This window comes from Streptacidiphilus alkalitolerans (genome assembly GCF_042511045.1).
GTDB lineage: Bacteria > Actinomycetota > Actinomycetes > Streptomycetales > Streptomycetaceae > Streptacidiphilus > Streptacidiphilus alkalitolerans.
Map to the genome: position 1 here is coordinate 40,682 of NZ_JBHEZX010000009.1, position 15,561 is coordinate 56,242.

The following is a 15,561-nucleotide window of genomic DNA, read 5'->3' on the forward strand; positions in this document are numbered from 1 at the left end:
TGGCTGCGGCGGGCGGCGCTTGGCTACCTTCGCACACGGATCGGGACCGATCCCGGCCTCCACCAGCCCAGTCCCGCAGGGCTTTGAACATTCTCTCCAACGCGTAGGAGGTCTCCGCCGTGACACCCTTCGGCAACGTGGTGCTGCTGCCGCAAACCGATCAGCTACGCGCCCTGCACACCGTCGTCCGCGACCGGAACGCGTCCCCGAGGGAGTTCACGTTCTACTCCCGCCGGATCATTCGGCTGCTGCTCGAGACCGGGATGGACCTGCTGCCCTTCGAGGAGCGTGAGGTGACCACGCCGGTCGGCCAGACCTACCGCGGACTCGGCTTCGCCCGGAACCTGTGCGGAGTGTCGGTGGTCCGCGCGGGCGAGGCGATGGAGGGGGAGCTGCGCGACATGGTGCCAGGGATCGGCATCGGCAAGATCCTCATCCAGCGGGACAAGCAGACCAAGCTCCCGGACGTGCTCTTCCAGAGCCTCCCGGTCGACATCGCCGACGGCCAGGTCCTGCTGCTGGAACCCATGCTCGCCACCGGCGGGTCGACGCTCGCCGCGGTGGAGGTTCTCGGCAAGGCCGGGGTGACGGAGGAGAACATCGTGCTGGTCAACTTCCTCGCCTCCCCGCAGGGATTGGAGCGCCTGGGACGTGAGGCACCGGGCCTGCGGATCGTCACCTCCGCCGTGGAGGAAGGACTCAATGAGCAGGCCTTCATGGTCCCCGGGATCGGGGACTTCGGAGACCGGTTCTTCGGCACGACACCGAGGGCAGTCGCATCATGAAGGACCGCAGCGCGTTCGACTCGGCCATCACCGCCCTGGCGCCGGTGGTGTGGGGCAGCACCTACCTGGTGACCACCCAACTGCTGCCGGTGGACCGGCCGTTGCTCGCCGCCGCGATCAGGGCCCTGCCGGGCGGCCTGATCCTCACCGCGATGGGGCGGACGCTGCCGCACGGACGGTGGCTGTGGCGGGCACTGGTCCTCGGCGCCCTGAACATCGGGGTCTTCTTCTACCTGCTCTTCCTCGCCGCCTACCACCTGCCCGGGGGAGTGGCCTCGCTGGTCGGCTCCATCCAGCCGGTCTTCGTCCTGCTGCTGTCCGCGCTGCTGCTCAAGGACACGATCCGCAGCAGGCAGGTCGCCGCCTGCCTGCTCGGCCTGGCCGGTGTGGCGCTGCTGGTGCTGGGACCGAAGGCCGGTCTGGACACCGTGGGCGTGTTCGCCGGGATGGGCGGAGCCGCGTGCATGGCGACCGGCATCGTGCTGACCAAGCGCTGGGGCCGGCCGCCGGGGGTGGGCCTGCTCACCTTCACCGGTTGGCAGTTGGCCATCGGCGGACTGCTCATCACTCCGGTCGCGCTGCTCGGCGAACCCCTGCCGACCCACCTCACCTGGAACAACGTCATCGGGTTCGCCTATCTGAGCCTCATCGGCGCGTTCCTCGCCTACGCCGTCTGGTTCCGCGGCATCGAGCGGCTACCCGCACTCACCGTCTCGCTACTCGGCTTCGCCAGCCCGCTCACCGCGACCCTGCTCGGCTACATCTTCCTCAGGCAGCAACTGACCCTCCTTCAGGGAGTGGGCGCGGTGGGCGTGGTGGCCGCAGTGCTGTTGGCCCAGCGGCTGCCCGGGCGGGGGAGCCGACGGGCCGAACCGGAACCGGTCCTCGCTGAACCGGTCCTCGCTGAGCCTGTCGTCGCCGCAGCGCAGAACCTCGCCAAGGAGAAGGAGGGGGTCCGGTGACGCGCCGACCGAGCCCGAGCCCGGTGCCGTTGCACTTCACCGAGGAGGTCGCCGAGGCGCTCGACGCCGGCCGTCCCGTGGTGGCACTGGAATCCAACGTGATCACGCACGGCCTGCCCTACCCTGACAACGCCGCCACCGCCCGCAAGGTCGAACAGTCCGTGCGGGGCGGCGGGGCGGTGCCGGCGACGATCTGCATCGAGAACGGCGCGATCCAGGTCGGGATGAGCGACGAGGACATCGAGCGCTTCGCCTCCACGCCGGGCATCCCCAAGGTGTCCAACCGCGACATGCCGGTCGTGCTCGCCGGCGGTGGCCTCGGGGCGACCACCGTGGCCTCGTCCCTGGTGGCCGCAGACCTCGCCGGGATCGCCTTCTTCGCCTCCGCGGGCATCGGCGGCGTCCACCGCGGCGCACAGGCCAGCATGGACATCTCCGCCGACCTCATCCAGTTCACCCGGTCGAAGGTCGCCGTCGTCTGCGCGGGCGCCAAGATGATCCTGGACCTCGGGCTGACCCTGGAGTACCTGGAGACCCACGGCGTGCCGATCGTGTCCTACCGCTCCGACGACTTTCCCGCTTTCTACTGCCTGACCTCCGGCCACCGGAGCCCGCACCGCCTCGACGACGACGCCGTGATCGCCCGTGCGATCGAGGCGCACTGGGGCCTCGGCAACCACAGTTCCTTCCTGATCACCGCGCCCACCAGGCCCGAGGAGGCCATTGACGCGGGCGAGGTCACCACGGCCATCGAGCAGGCGATCGCGGCGGCCGAGCGCGACGGCGTGACCGGACAGGCCGTCACCAAGTACCTGATGCGCGCCGTGGACGCCGCCACTTCCGGGCGGTCGGCAGCCGCCAACATGGCCGTGCTCATCTCCTGTGCCGAGGCGGCCGGACGCCTGGCGACCGCACACGCCCGGTACCGGGCACGAGAGAAGGCGCAGTCATGAAGAGCCTCGTCCTGTTCGACCTCGACGGCACCCTGATGGACACGCCCAACGCCATCGTCGACACCTTCACCGCCGTGCTCGCCTCCCTCGGCGTCCATGACGTCGCCGCCGAGGCGATCCGGGCGACCATCGGGCGCCCCCTCGGCGAGGCCTTCGCGCAGCTGCTCGGCGCGGAGGGCGGCGAGGCCGCGGCAGTTGACGCCGGGGCGGTCGCGGCTGCGGTGGAGCGCTACCAGGCGCTGTACCGGGAGCGGATCGTGCCCCAGGCCCGGGCGCTGCTCTACCCCGGCGTCGCCGAGGGCCTGGCGTCCCTGCAGGCCAGGGGGGCCATCCTCGCGGTGGTGACCAGCAAGTTCACCGCGAGCGCCGAAGTCCTGCTGAGCGCGGGCGGGGTACGCGAGCACTTCACCATGGTCGTCGGCGCCGACGCCGTCTCCCAGCCCAAACCGCATCCGGAGGCGGGGCTGCTGGTCGCCGAGAAGCTCGGCTTCGAACCCGGCCGGACGGTCATGGTGGGCGACACCACCCATGACATCCTGATGGCCCACAACGCCGGCATGCAGTCCGTCGCCGTCACCTACGGCATCCACTCGGAGACCGTCCTCAGCGCCGCCGAGCCGACCTGGACGGCAGAGTCGTTCCCCAGGGCTGTCGACCACATCCTTGATGCTGCGTAGTCTTGTCAAGGAACCTCCACCTTGGGGAGAGGCGGAGGCGGGCTCGGCATCTACCGCGGCGGTGTTTCGCGCAGCGCCATTCTGGGGGAGCGACGGATGGAGCAATCCGAGGAAGTTCCGCTGTGGATTCTTCCTGACCTGGCCGACTTGTCACTGTCGCAGATTGACGATCTGCCGTCGGCGGGACTTCGAGCGTCGGTGCGTCTGCTGTTACGCAGACTGGAAGACGAACAGGAACCCCTCTACTCCTTTAACTCGAACATATGATCCAGATGGCGATCGCCATGCATGGGCTGCCGAAGGCGGACCTGCTCCGGCTCGCCGGGGGTGCCGGTACCTCCGCGACGGTTGGTCGCCTGTGTGCGGCGGAGCGCAGCAAGCACATCCTGCTGCTGCACACCGTGATCGCGGAAGCGGAGTCGCGCTTCCCCGAGGCGCACGCCGCACTGGAGTTGGCCGATGCGTGGGAGTTCCTGAGCCGGGTCCAACGGTGTGCGCCGGCCACGGTGGCCGACGTGCTCCAGATGCCGCAACTGGGAGCCTGGGCCGTCGGCTGCCTGTTTCGGATGGAGCACACGGACGCGGACAGCACCGCGTTGCGGGCGGATCTGGCACAGGTCGGCGCCTTTGCCGCGGTCGCCGGCCTGCGGGCGGGGGTGGCATTCGACCTGCCCGTGGCACCGGTGGACGGCCGACTGGTCCTGCCCGGCCTGGGCCCGCTCTCCACGTCGGTGCGGGGCCCGTGCCGGCTGCTGTATTCAGGCGGGAAGCTGGAACTGGTCACCGGTGGGACTACCGTCCCGGTCACCCCGCCCCGCCCGATCACGGTGGCCGTCCAGCACGCCGGATTGACCTGGGAGGTCGATATCGACTTCTCGACTCCGTCCTTGGACTGCTTTCGGCACCGCCGCCTCGAGACCGTGGACCGGGCGGAGGCGCGGGAGTGGTCCGAGCGGATTGCCGGGGCCTGGCGCATTCTGGCGGTTCACCACCGCTCCGATGCCGAGTCGATGTCCGTCTCGGTACGTACCCTGGTGCCTCTGGAGGCCGACGGACGGGGGTCGACCGTGGCCGCCACCTCCGCCTCGGCATTCGGTGCCATCGCCACGACACTGCCGTCCGACGACCTCGTCCTGGCCGAGACGTTGGTCCACGAATTCCAGCACCTGAAACTGTGCTCCGTTCTCGACCTCCTGCCGCTGGTCGATTCCGTCCCGGGCGGCCTGTTCTACGCACCCTGGCGGGACGACCCGCGTCCACCGGGGGCGCTCCTGCACGGTGTGTACGCCTACCTGGGGGTCACCGGGTTCTGGCGCACCCAGCGCTGGCACCTGTCGCCCGGTCAGGCGTTGCGCGGCCACGCGGAGTTCGTGCGCCGCCGTGCCGAGACCCTGGCGGCAGCCGAGGACCTTCTGGCCTCGGGACGGCTCACCGCCGAGGGCCGGCGCTTCGTGGGGGAGGCCTCCCGGCGGCTACGGGCCTGGGAGCGCGATCCGGTGCCCGAGGAAGCCCGCCGCTTGGGGCTGAACGCCTCGTTAGAGCACCGCGCGGTGTGGGAGGTCCGCCACGTGGCGGTGTCGCCGGACACGGTGCGCAGGCTCGTCGGGCACTGGACCGCCCGCCGGCGCCCCCGTCCCTCGGACTGGTCCGGCGCGCCGCACCGGGTCCGGCCCGCCGCGCGGAGCGGCCCCCGGATCCGCGAGAGGCTGTTGACCCTGCGCTACGTCGACCCCCGACGCTTCCGGGAGCTGTTGGAGACCGAGGGGCCGGTCGGCGGCGGGGGACTGGGCCTCGGCGCGGCCGATGCCGCGCTGCTGCGCGGTGACCTGGACGCCGCGGCAGCGGGCTATCGCGAGGAGATACGACGACACCCGGCCGCACCCGAGGCGTGGGCCGGACTGGTGCTGGCCATGGACGGCCGGTCGGATCCGGCGGCGGCCCTGCTGCGTCGCCGGGTCCCGCTGGTCTCCGCCCTGTATGCCGCGATCCGGGCGAGCGGCGGGGCCGCCGACCCCCTGGAGCTGGCGGGGTGGCTGGCCGGCCGCGCATCCGACGGGAGGACCCCATGACACCGGTGCCCTTCCGGCAGTTCGTCCTCAAGGTGCACAGCCGCTGCAACCTGGCTTGCGACTACTGCTATGTCTACGAGATGGCCGACCAGTCGTGGCGCGACCAGCCGCTGCGGATGAGCGAGGCCACGGCGGACCGGACCGTCCAGCGGATCGCCGAACACGTCGAGGCGCACCGGCTGCCCTCGGTCGCTGTGATCCTGCACGGCGGCGAACCGCTGCTGGCCGGGACGGCGTTCCTGGCCGGCCTCGTGCGGAGGATGCGCGACACGGTTCCGGGGCGCGTGGACGTGAGCATGCAGACCAATGGCGTCCTGCTCACCGAAGCGGGACTGGAGGCGCTGGTCGGGCTGGGCGTGCGGATCGGGGTCAGCCTGGACGGGGATGCCGGGGCGACCGACCGGCACCGGTCCTTCGCCGACGGGCGCAGCAGCCATCCGCACGTCGAGCGCGCGCTGCGGCTCCTGGCCCGGGAGGAGTTCAAGGACGCCTTCGACGGCCTGCTCTGCACGGTCGACGTCGAGCAACCCCCGCTGCGGACCTACCGGGCGCTGCTGGCCTACGCGCCACCTGCGATCGACTTCCTCCTCCCGCACGGGACCTGGTCGCACCCGCCGCCGAGGCGCGGCATCGGATCGAAGGGCACCCCTTACGCCGACTGGCTGCTGGCCGTGTTCGAGCAGTGGTACGACCGGCCGGAGACCTGGGTCCGGCTGTTCGGTGAGCTCGTCCAGTCCGCCCTGGGCGGGACGCCGGCGGTCGAGGGCCTGGGCCTGCGGCCTTCGACCGTGGCGGTCGTGGACACGGACGGGGCGATCAAGCAACTGGACTCCCTGTCGGCCGCCTACCCGGGGGCGGCCGATCTCGGCCTGAACGTGGTGGACGACGCCTTCGACGTGGCGCTCACCCACCCCCTCACCCGGCTGCGCCAGGGCGGGCTGGAGTCCCTGTCGGCGACCTGCCGGAGCTGTGCGGTGGTGCGGACCTGCGGCGGTGGACTGTTCACCCACCGGTACGACTCGGCCACGGGCTTCGCCAACCCTTCCGTCTACTGCGCGGACCTGCTGCGGCTGGTGACGGCGGTTCAGGCGCGGGTGTCGGCGGACCTGGCCCGGCCGGGACGATAGGCCGGCCGGGGTCAGAAGGGCTCGATGTCGACGTCGACCCGGCCGTGCTGCTGCACGATCCGGACGACGGGATGCTGCGGGGACAGTGCCTCCTGGTAGCGGAGCATGACGTCGGCCCGCAGTTCGGCCGCGGCTGCCGGCCGGCCCGAGGCACGCCGGTCGAGGCTGAGGTTGGCGCCCACGGCCAGGGTGTCCGGATGGTTCTCGCCGAGGGAGCGGCGGCTCCGCTCGTACAGCGCCTCGCCCAGCTCGAGAGCGGCCCCGAGATCCCCGACCGCGGCGAGATCGCTCACCAGGTTGGCGGTCGCCTGCAGGGTCAGGGGGTGCTCGGCGCCGAAGATGTCGGCCAGGCCCTGTACCGCCTCCTGGTCCTTGGCGCGGGCGTCCTCGGGTCTGTTGCGTCTGCGGAGGACCACGGCGAGGTTGACCGTGGTGGCCCAGGTGATGTCGCCCTTCGGGTTGTCGACCGTCTTGCACAGCTCCAGCGCCCGGACGCCCAGTTCCTCGGCCTCCCGCAGCCGGTCGGTGACCCTGAGGTCGTTGATCCGGTTGATCGATGCCCGCAGGGTGTAGCGGTGGTCCGGGCCGAAGAACTCGGAGTACCGCCGGACCACCTGCTCGCTCGCCGACAGGGCCTCGTCGTAGTGGCCTGTCTTGCGCAGGGCCACGGCGTAGCTCTTGTAGGCGTTGAGCGAGTCGGAACTCTCCGCTTCGGGACGCTCCTTGAGGACGTCTATGACGTGCTGCGCCACGATCAGGGAGCGGCGGTAGTCGCCGCAGCCCCGCATGTCCACCGAGATCGAGTCCCTCGACCGGATGGTGCGCAGATCGGTGCGACCGAGGGCGTTCATCCGCAGCTCGTAGGTGTGCTCGTCTTCCTTGAGGGCGTCGCGGAACCGGCCCAGTCGGCGGTAGTCGGCACCGATGTTGTTGCGCACATTGAGGGTGCGCGGGTGGTTCGGCGAGAAGACCCGCTCGAACAGCGGGAGCAGTTTCAGGTCCAGTTCCAGGGCCTCGGTGAACTTGCCGAGGGACCGCAGGTCCCCGCCGTAGCTGTTGGCACAGAGAAGGGTGGTGCCGTGTTCGTGGCCGAGCGTGCGCCTCAGCCGCTCGAGGGTCTCCTGGTTCAGCTCAAGGGTTTCCCGGTAGCGTCCCAGCTGCCGGGTGGCGTTTCCCACTTCGACCGCGAGCTGGAGCACCAGTTCGTCATCGGGCCCCGATCTCGCGCGCCACAACTCCAGTGCCTCCTTGCCGAGTTGGTACGCCTCCTCGGGGCCGCCCCGCAAGTGCAGGCGACGGACCTGGCCGATGATGAGCCGGCGCAGTTCGGGGTTGTCGGTGTCCAGGGCCTCTGTGGCCCTGAGGTGCTGGAGCGAGCGGTCGTACTGGGCGTCGTTGAGCTCCTGGTCGGGATTGCCCGGATCCGTGGCGGCCAGCAGCGCGTGCACCGTGGCCCGGTAGGCCCCGCAGTCGTCCGACTGTTCGATCTGCACCTGCCCCCGGGTGACACTCTGCACCACACGGTGCACCGAGACCGCATTGCGCCTGCCGTCCCACTTGACCAGTGAGTAGCGGTTCAGTTCCTCGACGGCCGCCTGGAAGCGGTCGGCGTTGCCGAGTACGCCGGCCAGTTCGGCCCGCACCGCCGGGCCGCCGTCGTGGGTCAGGAACAGCTCCTGGGCCATCGGATCCGGTGAGAAGAACGCGAAGAGCTTGAACAACTCCACGGAATCGTCACCGAGTTGGTCGGTGGAGATGCTCCAGGTGGTAGCGACGGCATGGGGGTAGTCCATGTCGACCTGTCGACTCAGCAGGGTATGGGCGTTCTTTTTGAACATCTCCAGGTAGCTGCTGACCGGTGCCTCGGTCTCGATCAGGTAGGCCGCCGCGTGCTCCGCGGCGATCGGCAGATTGCCCAGTTCCACGGCCAGGCACACGGCGTCGTCGTTGCGCTCGCGATCGGTCTGCCGGGCCTGCGCGTCGCCCGCTTCGGCGCACGGTTCCAACTGGGGGACGCGCTTGCGCAGGAAGCCCACCGTCTCCTCCTGGGCGAGCGTGCTGACCTCGATCATTCCGGCCTTGGTGTTTCGCTGCCACTGCCGCTTGCGCGAGGTGATGATCGCGTGGCAGTGCGGTAGCCCCACGGGCAGGTAGCGCTTGACGACCTCGGAGTCCACGGCGTTGTCGAAGATGAGCAGCCATTGGCCGCAACTGCCGGTCTTCAGCGCATCGATCACGTCCGAGACGGACTTGTCGCGCTGGGCCTCCGCATGGGCGATGCCGAGTTTTCTCCCCAACTTGACGAAGGCGTCGCGCACGAGGTTCTCGCGCTCCGCGCGTACCCACCATACGAGGTCGTAGTCGGCGGTGTGCCGGTAGGCGTACTCGGCGGCGATATCGGTCTTGCCGACTCCGCCCATGCCGACGAGTGCCTGGGTCGGCTGGACCGTGGCGTTCGGGGATTCCGGTTCCAGCCTTTCCCGCAGTGTGCGCAGCTCCTTCTCGCGGCCGGTGAAGTGCGCATTCCTCGCCGGCACCTCCTCGCTGAAGATCGAACTGCGCGTGACGTCGTTCACGAGGGCACTCCAAGGTCGCGTATTGCGGTGCGCGTGTCGAACGGGCGGGCGGCAGAAAAGGAGAATGCGCACGCCGTCATGCTGTCTTTGCATGGTACGGCGTGGCACGCCGCAGAGAGCGGTGTGAGGGGACTTCGTTCTGACGTTCCTGTCACGGACAAACCAGCGAAGCGCATCTGTTCGGGCGATACCACGGAGCTGCGACCGGCTTTTTGTGAACCATGTGCCTGACGGGGCGTCAACCGGTAGGTTGGGCACCGCAGGTGTGCTGGCTCCTCCGAGGCGGCTGGGGGCGGAAAAACGAATGGCTGATACCGGATCGGCGGGGTTCGGAGGCCCTCATGGCGATTGACAAGTCGAGCGACCGCCCGGAACAATGCTGGTCGAATGCCTGGTCGGGGGCCAATAAAGATTCGTACCTCTATCTGCTGGGAGGCGTCCATGAGTGAGGCGCCCGTGCAGTCCGTCACGGAAAATCCCGGCACCACAGGCCTGCCGGGGATCCACATTGCACCGTGGTACGAATTGTCCGCACCCTATCGGGAGCCGGCCCCGGTCCCGCCGAGTCGACGTGGAGATCTGCCGTACACGCCGGATGAACTGCGGGTCTCGGCGGAAGGCGCCTACAACGCAGGTGATTTCGATACGGCCACCCGGTACATTCTGGCCGCCGTCGAGGGCTATCGGAGCAGACACGACGCCTGGGGGGTGGCCGACGCCCTCGCCGTGCAGGGTTCCATCGCCCGTTTCGTCGGGGACGCCGGCGCTGCGGTCGCGCTCTACCGGGAGTCGTTATCGATCTTCAATGTCCTCGGGGACCTGACCTCCACCGGTCGTCTCTACCAGGCACTCGCCGAGGTGTGTTTCGCCACCGGTGCCTACCGCGAATCCGCTGACGTGCAGTTCGAGGGCCTGGCCCTGCTGCCGGACGAGCCGGTGCTGCTGGTCGGACTCGGCTACACGCTGTGGTACCAGGGGCACGAGGCGAATGCCCTCACCTACCTCACCAGGGCCCTGGTCGGCCGACGGGGCAACAAACCCGCAATGCTCGCACGAGGGCAGATTCAGGCCGATCTCGGCAGACCGATCGCCGCCCTCGCCGATCTGGACCCCCTGGTCGGGCCGGCGGGGGAGCAGCCCGACCAGCAGGCCGACCTCAAGTCCGCCCGCGGGGTGTGCTTCAGCGCCATGGGCCGAACGGCCGACGGCGAGGCCGAGTTGAGGGACGCCCTGCTACTCGCTCCGCACCGGGCGCGCACCCATCGAAGAATCGCGGACGTCCGGCTGCGCGCCGGGGACATCGAGCGGGCCGAGGCCGCGTTACGGGCCTCGGTCACCGCGGCCGACGCGCTGCCACCGGTGCACCGTGAGCGGGCCAGGCGTTTGCTCGACCGGCTCGTCGCGACCCACGCATGACGGCTGCGCCAGGAAAGCGACGGGCCCTGCTCGTCGGCGTGTCAGGCTTCCGCGAATCTCCCCAGCAGCCGCTGGCCGACCTCGATTTCGCAGCCGACGCGGTCCGCGGTCTGGCGACGGTGCTCCGGGACGGATTCGGGTTCTCGGTCGACCTCCGTGTCGAGCCGGGACTCACCACGGCCCGCCTCGGTCGGCTGGTGCGAAAGACCTTGAAGAAGGCGGGCCCCGACACCGTCCTGCTGGTCCATCTGCTCACTCACGGGGAGGTCCGGGACGACTCCCTCTACGCCCTGGGCGCCGACGCGCTGCTCGATGAGAGCACCGACATCGGGGGATGGCTGACCGGACTGCAGCACGTCGAGGGCCGGCCCCTCGTCCTGTTCACGCTCGACCTGTGCAATTCCGGGACAGTGACGCAGATTGCCTGGCAGGCACAGTACGACCGGACCGGTCGCCGGGGCTGGGTCGTCGCCGCCTGCGAGCCGGAACGGGACGCCTTCAACGGCCACTTCACCTTGGCGCTCACCGAAGTGCTGGGTGACATGGCGGTGCGGACCGACCTGTCACCCCTCTTGCCCTACATCCCCCTCGGCACCCTGGTCGGCGCGGTCCGCCGGGCCACCGTGCGGCTGGCCGACACCAGCCGGACCTACCGTCAGTACGTCACCGCGAGCAGGGTCGAGGTCGGCGACGAGCAGGTGGTGCTGCCCCTGTTCCCCAACCCGGCCCATCTCGGCGCCGATGCCCGGGCCCTCGTCGGCTCCCAACGGATGCCCGGCACCGACCGCAGCCTCGACGCCCTGCTCGACCGGGCGGAGAACGGCGCGGACCTGCGGCACTTCGTGGATTCCGTGACCGGACTCAACGGCTTCCACGATTCCCGGCAGGGCTTCGGGGCGGCGTTCACCGGCCGCGCCCATGCGTTGCACCTGCTGTCGCGCTGGCTCGGCGGCGAGGACACCGCACCGCTGGCCGTGGTCACCGGCAGCCCCGGGGCGGGGAAGTCCGCGCTCCTCGGCCTCGTGGTGTGCGCCGCGCACCCGAAGCTGCGCGCATCCACCCGGGCAGCGTGGACCAGCGTGGCCACCGCTCCACCACAGCTGGACCGGCTCGTCGTCGCCCATGCCCGGGGCTGCGGCATCGAAGCGCTGGCCGGGAAGGTGGCCCGCCAACTCGGCCTGGAGACCGACACACCCGAGCAACTCCTCGCTGCCCTGGGCACCCAGGACCTGCCGCCGACCCTGGTGGTCGACGCGCTCGACGAGGCCGACGACGCTGCCGCCGTCTGCCACTGGCTGGCCCGCGCGGCGGCACTGACCCGCACCGACGGCTCTGCCGCGATCCGCGTCCTCGTCGCCACCAGGACATCCGAGGAGAGCGCCGAACTGCGCGGTGCTGCCGAGGCTTCCGACCACTGTGTCGACCTCGACCGGGTGGCCCCGTCCGAGCTCGACACCGATCTCCACGCCTATGTCAGCAAACTGCTGCGCGGCACACCGGAGTACCACGACCTCCACCAGACGGTCGGCGCGTTCGCAGGCGCCCTGGCGGGGGCGCTGGTCGCCCACCGCGGCAGCGGCTGGGGCGAGTTCCTGGTGGCCGGTCTCTACACCCGCCACTTTCTGACGACGTTCGACCCCGAGGCGGGAAGCGACCGGGCCCAGCAACTGGGCGCCGAGGTCCCCAGCAGCCTGCCCGAGGTACTCGACCTGGACCTTGCCCACCGGAGCGACGACCCCTGGCTCCGGCCGGTGCTCACCGTCCTCGCCCATGCCCGCGGGGAGGGCATGCCGGTCTCCGTCGTACAACGTGCGGTGGCGCGCCTGTACCCCGGCGGCCCCGCACCGTCCCTGACCGACATCCAGGACGCCCTGACGGCGGGACACACCTACCTGCGCCGCTCGTTCGGTGGCGACGCGGTCGTCGTGCACCGGCTCTTCCACAGCGAACTCGCCCAGCACCTGCGCCGGGACCAGGCCGCAGAGCCGGTCTTCCACTCCCTGCTCGACGGGCTCGGCCCCGCGGAACGCCGTCAATGGTCGGCGGCCGAACCCTACGTACTCCGTCATGCGATCAGTCATGCGGCCCATGGCGCATCGCCGAAGGAGAAGGTCGAGGAGATCGTCGGCGACCCCGGATACCTCCTTCGCGCCGATCCGGAGGTCTACCTTCCGGCGTTGCCGGATGCGGTCCGCCGGGTGGTCAGCCGCTGGCTCGGTGCGGCCCGGGGCGCCGACAGGCGGACCGCGCTGGCCCTCGCGGCGGTCGAGGAGGGGCAGCCCGGCCTGGCCCGGCGGATCGCGGACGAGCCGGGCGAGCCGCCCCTGCTCTGGCTCCCGTTGTGGGCGGCGGGACGGGACGGGGGCGAGTCCGGCTCGGCGGAGCCCGACGTCGCCGTGCTCACCAGCCGCGGCACCCTGCGGTTCTGGCACTGGCGGCAACCGGGTTCCGCTGCTGAGGACCCCGGCTCCGGGGCTCCACGAGCGCTGGCCTTCGGGCGGGTCGAGGGGCAGACCGTGCTCGTGGTCGGCACCTCGCAGGGAAAGCTCCTGGTCACCACCCGCGAGGGAGGGACCACCAGCTGGCCCCGGCACAACGTGGCCGTCACCGCCTTGGCCGTTGCCGACCGTGCCGGGACCGCGGTGGTCGTCAGCGGGAGCAGTGACGGTGAGGTGGCCGTGCACGCGCTGGCGGACGGCGGGCAGGTGGGCCCGACCGTGAGGGTCCCGGACGGCGCCGTGCCCGGCGCGATCGCGGCCGTCGGACACGGCAGTTCGGTGGTCGTGGCGTGTGTCACCGGCTCGGGCCTCATACACAGCTGGTTCTGCAACGAGACCGAGACACCCGTGCCGCACACCTGGAGCACCGCGGCACCGGTCTGCTCGGCGGCGGTCGGCTCCGTGGGGGAGCGCCTGGTCCTCGTGACAGGTTGCGTCGACGGCGCGATCGAGGTGTGGGACATGCAGACCCATGCCCGGGAGCGCCGGATTCCGGGGCAGCACGGGCCTGCGCATGCCGTCGCCGTCGGACTGCTGGACACCCGCTGGGTCGCCGTCGTCGGCAGCGGGGGCGGTTGGCTGACGATGTGGGACCTGGCGACCTTCCAGCAGGTGGGGATGCCGATTCCGGTCGACCGCGAGCCGATCAGGAGTCTCACCCTGACGCCGGGGCCGGACGGTGAACTGTGCTGCTTGATCAGCGGGGACGGCTCCACCGCCCTGTGGAGCCTGGACCGGCGGGCGCCTCTTCGGAACTTCGGCCAGAACGGTGTCGCGCACGCCGACCTGGCTGCTCCCCGGTCCGCGCGAGCTCCGCGACCGAGCTCCGCGACCGCTCCGGTGACCGCCGTCGGATCCATCGCGGCGCCCGCCGGGGCGACGGGCACCACGGTGGTGGCCGTGTACGGGGACGAGGACGGGACCTGTCACGCGGTGGATGCCACGACGGGTCTGCCGGCGGGGGAGCCGCTGGCCGGCGACGGACACGCGGTGGACGGGGTCGAGGAGATCATGCTCGGTGGCACGGCGGCTGTGCTGGTGCGGTCGGCACGGACCCGGCGGGTCTGGGACATCGGCTCAGGGGCCCACAGCGAACGCCTGCCCTGGCAGGAAGGGGACCGGCCGCCGACGGACCCTTGTGCGAGCACCGCCTTCGTGGGCGGAGACCTGGTGACCGTGTCCGTCGGCCCGGACGGGGAGGTCCGGGCCGGGACGCAGGTGATGGGCCGTCATGAGGGCGGGGTCACGGCCCTCCGGGCAGCCCGCCTGGGCGGGCGTCCGGTGGCTGTCTCGGGCGGTGCCGACGGCACGGTGCGGATCTGGGGCCTGGAAGAGTGCCGTCCCCTTGACCTGATCGACTTCGGCCGGCCGGTCCTGTCGCTCGCGACTGCTGCTGACGGACTCCTGCTCGTGGTCGCCGGCGGGCACGTCTACGCGCTCGAGCACCTGTCTAGGCGCGGTCCGTGCTGACGTACGGCACGATCTCGGTGACCAGTTCGGCGCAGCGCAGGTAGTTCTTCGCCCTGTGCGGGTCAATGAGATGGATGCTGGTCTCGACGTCCCGGGAGACATCCAGGAAGCGTTGCGAGATGCCACGTCTCGGAACAGCGACCGGGTCGCCCCGGTCCGCGACGTTCACCCACGTCGCGACCCCGGTCGGCCTGGCCCCGCGCCCTGCGGGCGGGGGAGTGAGCCGGTCGAAGACGACGCTCCGCATCGCCAGGGGGCTGCCCAGGGTGACGAAGAGCTCGACCTCGAGCTCCGGGTGTGCGCAGAGGGCCTCGTAGGCCACGACGCTGCCCAGGGAGTGGGCCAACAGCACGCGGGGCCGGTGGTCGCGCAGCATCTCGGCGACCCGGTCCTGCGACCGTGTCCGCGCGTCCGCCGACTCCGGGTCGAAATAGGTGGCCAGCTCGCTCACTGTCGCGGTGACGACCCTGAGGGCCTGTGAACCGAACCGCTCAGTGAACCACTGGGTCATGGAGCGCAAGGCGAATGTCAACCGACCCTGCGGCACGAGCGCCGCCGCCGTCGCCCCGGCCTCCGCCAGGCGTACTTCCTCGATCCAGGCCGCGAGCAGTTCCTGTCCGAACGGGGTGAGCCGGGTCGGATCGTCCGCTCCCATGCGGTCGCCGCGGTAGAGACAGTCCGCGTAGTAGGCAACCGGCAGCACCCCCGGGCCGGGCAGTTCGACCCCTGCCTTCCGCAGGCCCCGGCCGACCCAGCGCGACCAGTCGGCCCCGATCGCCCCCACGGCCTGCGGCAGTTCACCTGCGGCAGCCTTGACGTAGGAGTAGTTCCAGATTCCGTGGACCCCGGACAACGCACTTGCGGACATGCCGCCCCCCAGCATCGAACGATCGCCATCGACGCTAGCAGCGGCAACCGCCGTTGCGCAGAGGTTCGCCCGTTCGAGGCTGCCCGGTGCGACCGCGGCCGTGCACCGGAATCTCGCGACCGACATGGAGCACCCGGCTCCATATCGAGATATCGTGGTG

At 70.6% G+C, this 15,561-nt stretch carries 11 protein-coding genes; 9 read left to right on the forward strand and 2 right to left on the reverse strand.

Translation table 11 applies throughout. The annotated features are described in order from the left end of the window. Positions 1–137 precede the first annotated feature (137 nt). The 7 genes from upp to ACEZDG_RS21275 all read left to right on the forward strand — a co-directional run bounded on the left by upp (position 138) and on the right by ACEZDG_RS21275 (position 6,573). A complete protein-coding gene (upp, locus tag ACEZDG_RS21245) occupies positions 138–785 on the forward strand; it encodes a uracil phosphoribosyltransferase (RefSeq protein WP_380512355.1) in 648 nt (215 codons plus the stop codon). Next, entirely contained in the window at positions 782–1,747 is a 966-nt protein-coding gene (locus tag ACEZDG_RS21250; protein WP_380511953.1) for an EamA family transporter, read from the forward strand. Before upp ends, ACEZDG_RS21250 begins: the two co-directional genes overlap by 4 nt. After that, positions 1,744–2,700 carry a pseudouridine-5'-phosphate glycosidase gene (locus tag ACEZDG_RS21255; protein WP_380511955.1) on the forward strand — a complete coding sequence of 319 codons (957 nt, stop codon included), beginning with the start codon at positions 1,744–1,746 and terminating at the stop codon, positions 2,698–2,700. Before ACEZDG_RS21250 ends, ACEZDG_RS21255 begins: the two co-directional genes overlap by 4 nt. Continuing rightward, positions 2,697–3,377, forward strand: a complete 681-nt coding sequence (locus ACEZDG_RS21260) for an HAD family hydrolase (protein ID WP_380511957.1) — start codon at positions 2,697–2,699, stop codon at positions 3,375–3,377. Before ACEZDG_RS21255 ends, ACEZDG_RS21260 begins: the two co-directional genes overlap by 4 nt. A gap of 96 nt (positions 3,378–3,473) precedes the next feature. Beyond that, positions 3,474–3,644, forward strand: coding sequence for a hypothetical protein (locus tag ACEZDG_RS21265; RefSeq protein ID WP_380511959.1), 171 nt, complete (start codon positions 3,474–3,476; stop codon positions 3,642–3,644). Next, positions 3,641–5,446, forward strand: a complete 1,806-nt coding sequence (locus ACEZDG_RS21270; protein WP_380511961.1) for an HEXXH motif domain-containing protein — start codon at positions 3,641–3,643, stop codon at positions 5,444–5,446. The genes ACEZDG_RS21265 and ACEZDG_RS21270 overlap by 4 nt, the downstream gene beginning before the upstream one ends. Continuing rightward, the gene (locus ACEZDG_RS21275) at positions 5,443–6,573 is read left to right on the forward strand and encodes an FxsB family cyclophane-forming radical SAM/SPASM peptide maturase (protein WP_380511963.1); all 1,131 of its coding nucleotides are present in this window, start codon (positions 5,443–5,445) and stop codon (positions 6,571–6,573) included. Before ACEZDG_RS21270 ends, ACEZDG_RS21275 begins: the two co-directional genes overlap by 4 nt. An 11-nt stretch (positions 6,574–6,584) precedes the next feature. On the opposite strand, the gene fxsT is transcribed toward ACEZDG_RS21275, so the two are convergent. After that, entirely contained in the window at positions 6,585–9,149 is a 2,565-nt protein-coding gene (gene fxsT / locus ACEZDG_RS21280; RefSeq protein ID WP_380511965.1) for an FxSxx-COOH system tetratricopeptide repeat protein, read from the reverse strand. A gap of 441 nt (positions 9,150–9,590) precedes the next feature. Here fxsT and ACEZDG_RS21285 point away from each other — a divergent pair, with 441 nt between their 5' ends. Beyond that, the gene (locus ACEZDG_RS21285) at positions 9,591–10,565 is read left to right on the forward strand and encodes a tetratricopeptide repeat protein (RefSeq protein ID WP_380511967.1); all 975 of its coding nucleotides are present in this window, start codon (positions 9,591–9,593) and stop codon (positions 10,563–10,565) included. Between the two features lie 38 nt (positions 10,566–10,603). Next, positions 10,604–14,533, forward strand: a complete 3,930-nt coding sequence (locus tag ACEZDG_RS21290) for a hypothetical protein (RefSeq protein WP_380511969.1) — start codon at positions 10,604–10,606, stop codon at positions 14,531–14,533. On the opposite strand, the gene ACEZDG_RS21295 is transcribed toward ACEZDG_RS21290, so the two are convergent. Continuing rightward, positions 14,514–15,401, reverse strand: a complete 888-nt coding sequence (locus ACEZDG_RS21295) for a hypothetical protein (RefSeq protein ID WP_380511971.1) — start codon at positions 15,399–15,401, stop codon at positions 14,514–14,516. The genes ACEZDG_RS21290 and ACEZDG_RS21295 overlap by 20 nt on opposite strands. Between the last annotated feature and the right edge of the window lie 160 nt (positions 15,402–15,561).

Coding starts and splice junctions, on each gene's coding strand:
- ACEZDG_RS21250 (WP_380511953.1), top strand. CDS start 782: ATGAAGGACCGCAGCGCGTTCGACTCGGCCATCACCGCCCTGGCGCCG.
- ACEZDG_RS21260 (WP_380511957.1), top strand. CDS start 2,697: ATGAAGAGCCTCGTCCTGTTCGACCTCGACGGCACCCTGATGGACACG.
- ACEZDG_RS21265 (WP_380511959.1), top strand. CDS start 3,474: ATGGAGCAATCCGAGGAAGTTCCGCTGTGGATTCTTCCTGACCTGGCC.
- ACEZDG_RS21270 (WP_380511961.1), top strand. CDS start 3,641: ATGATCCAGATGGCGATCGCCATGCATGGGCTGCCGAAGGCGGACCTG.
- ACEZDG_RS21275 (WP_380511963.1), top strand. CDS start 5,443: ATGACACCGGTGCCCTTCCGGCAGTTCGTCCTCAAGGTGCACAGCCGC.
- ACEZDG_RS21285 (WP_380511967.1), top strand. CDS start 9,591: ATGAGTGAGGCGCCCGTGCAGTCCGTCACGGAAAATCCCGGCACCACA.
- ACEZDG_RS21295 (WP_380511971.1), bottom strand. CDS start 15,401: ATGTCCGCAAGTGCGTTGTCCGGGGTCCACGGAATCTGGAACTACTCC.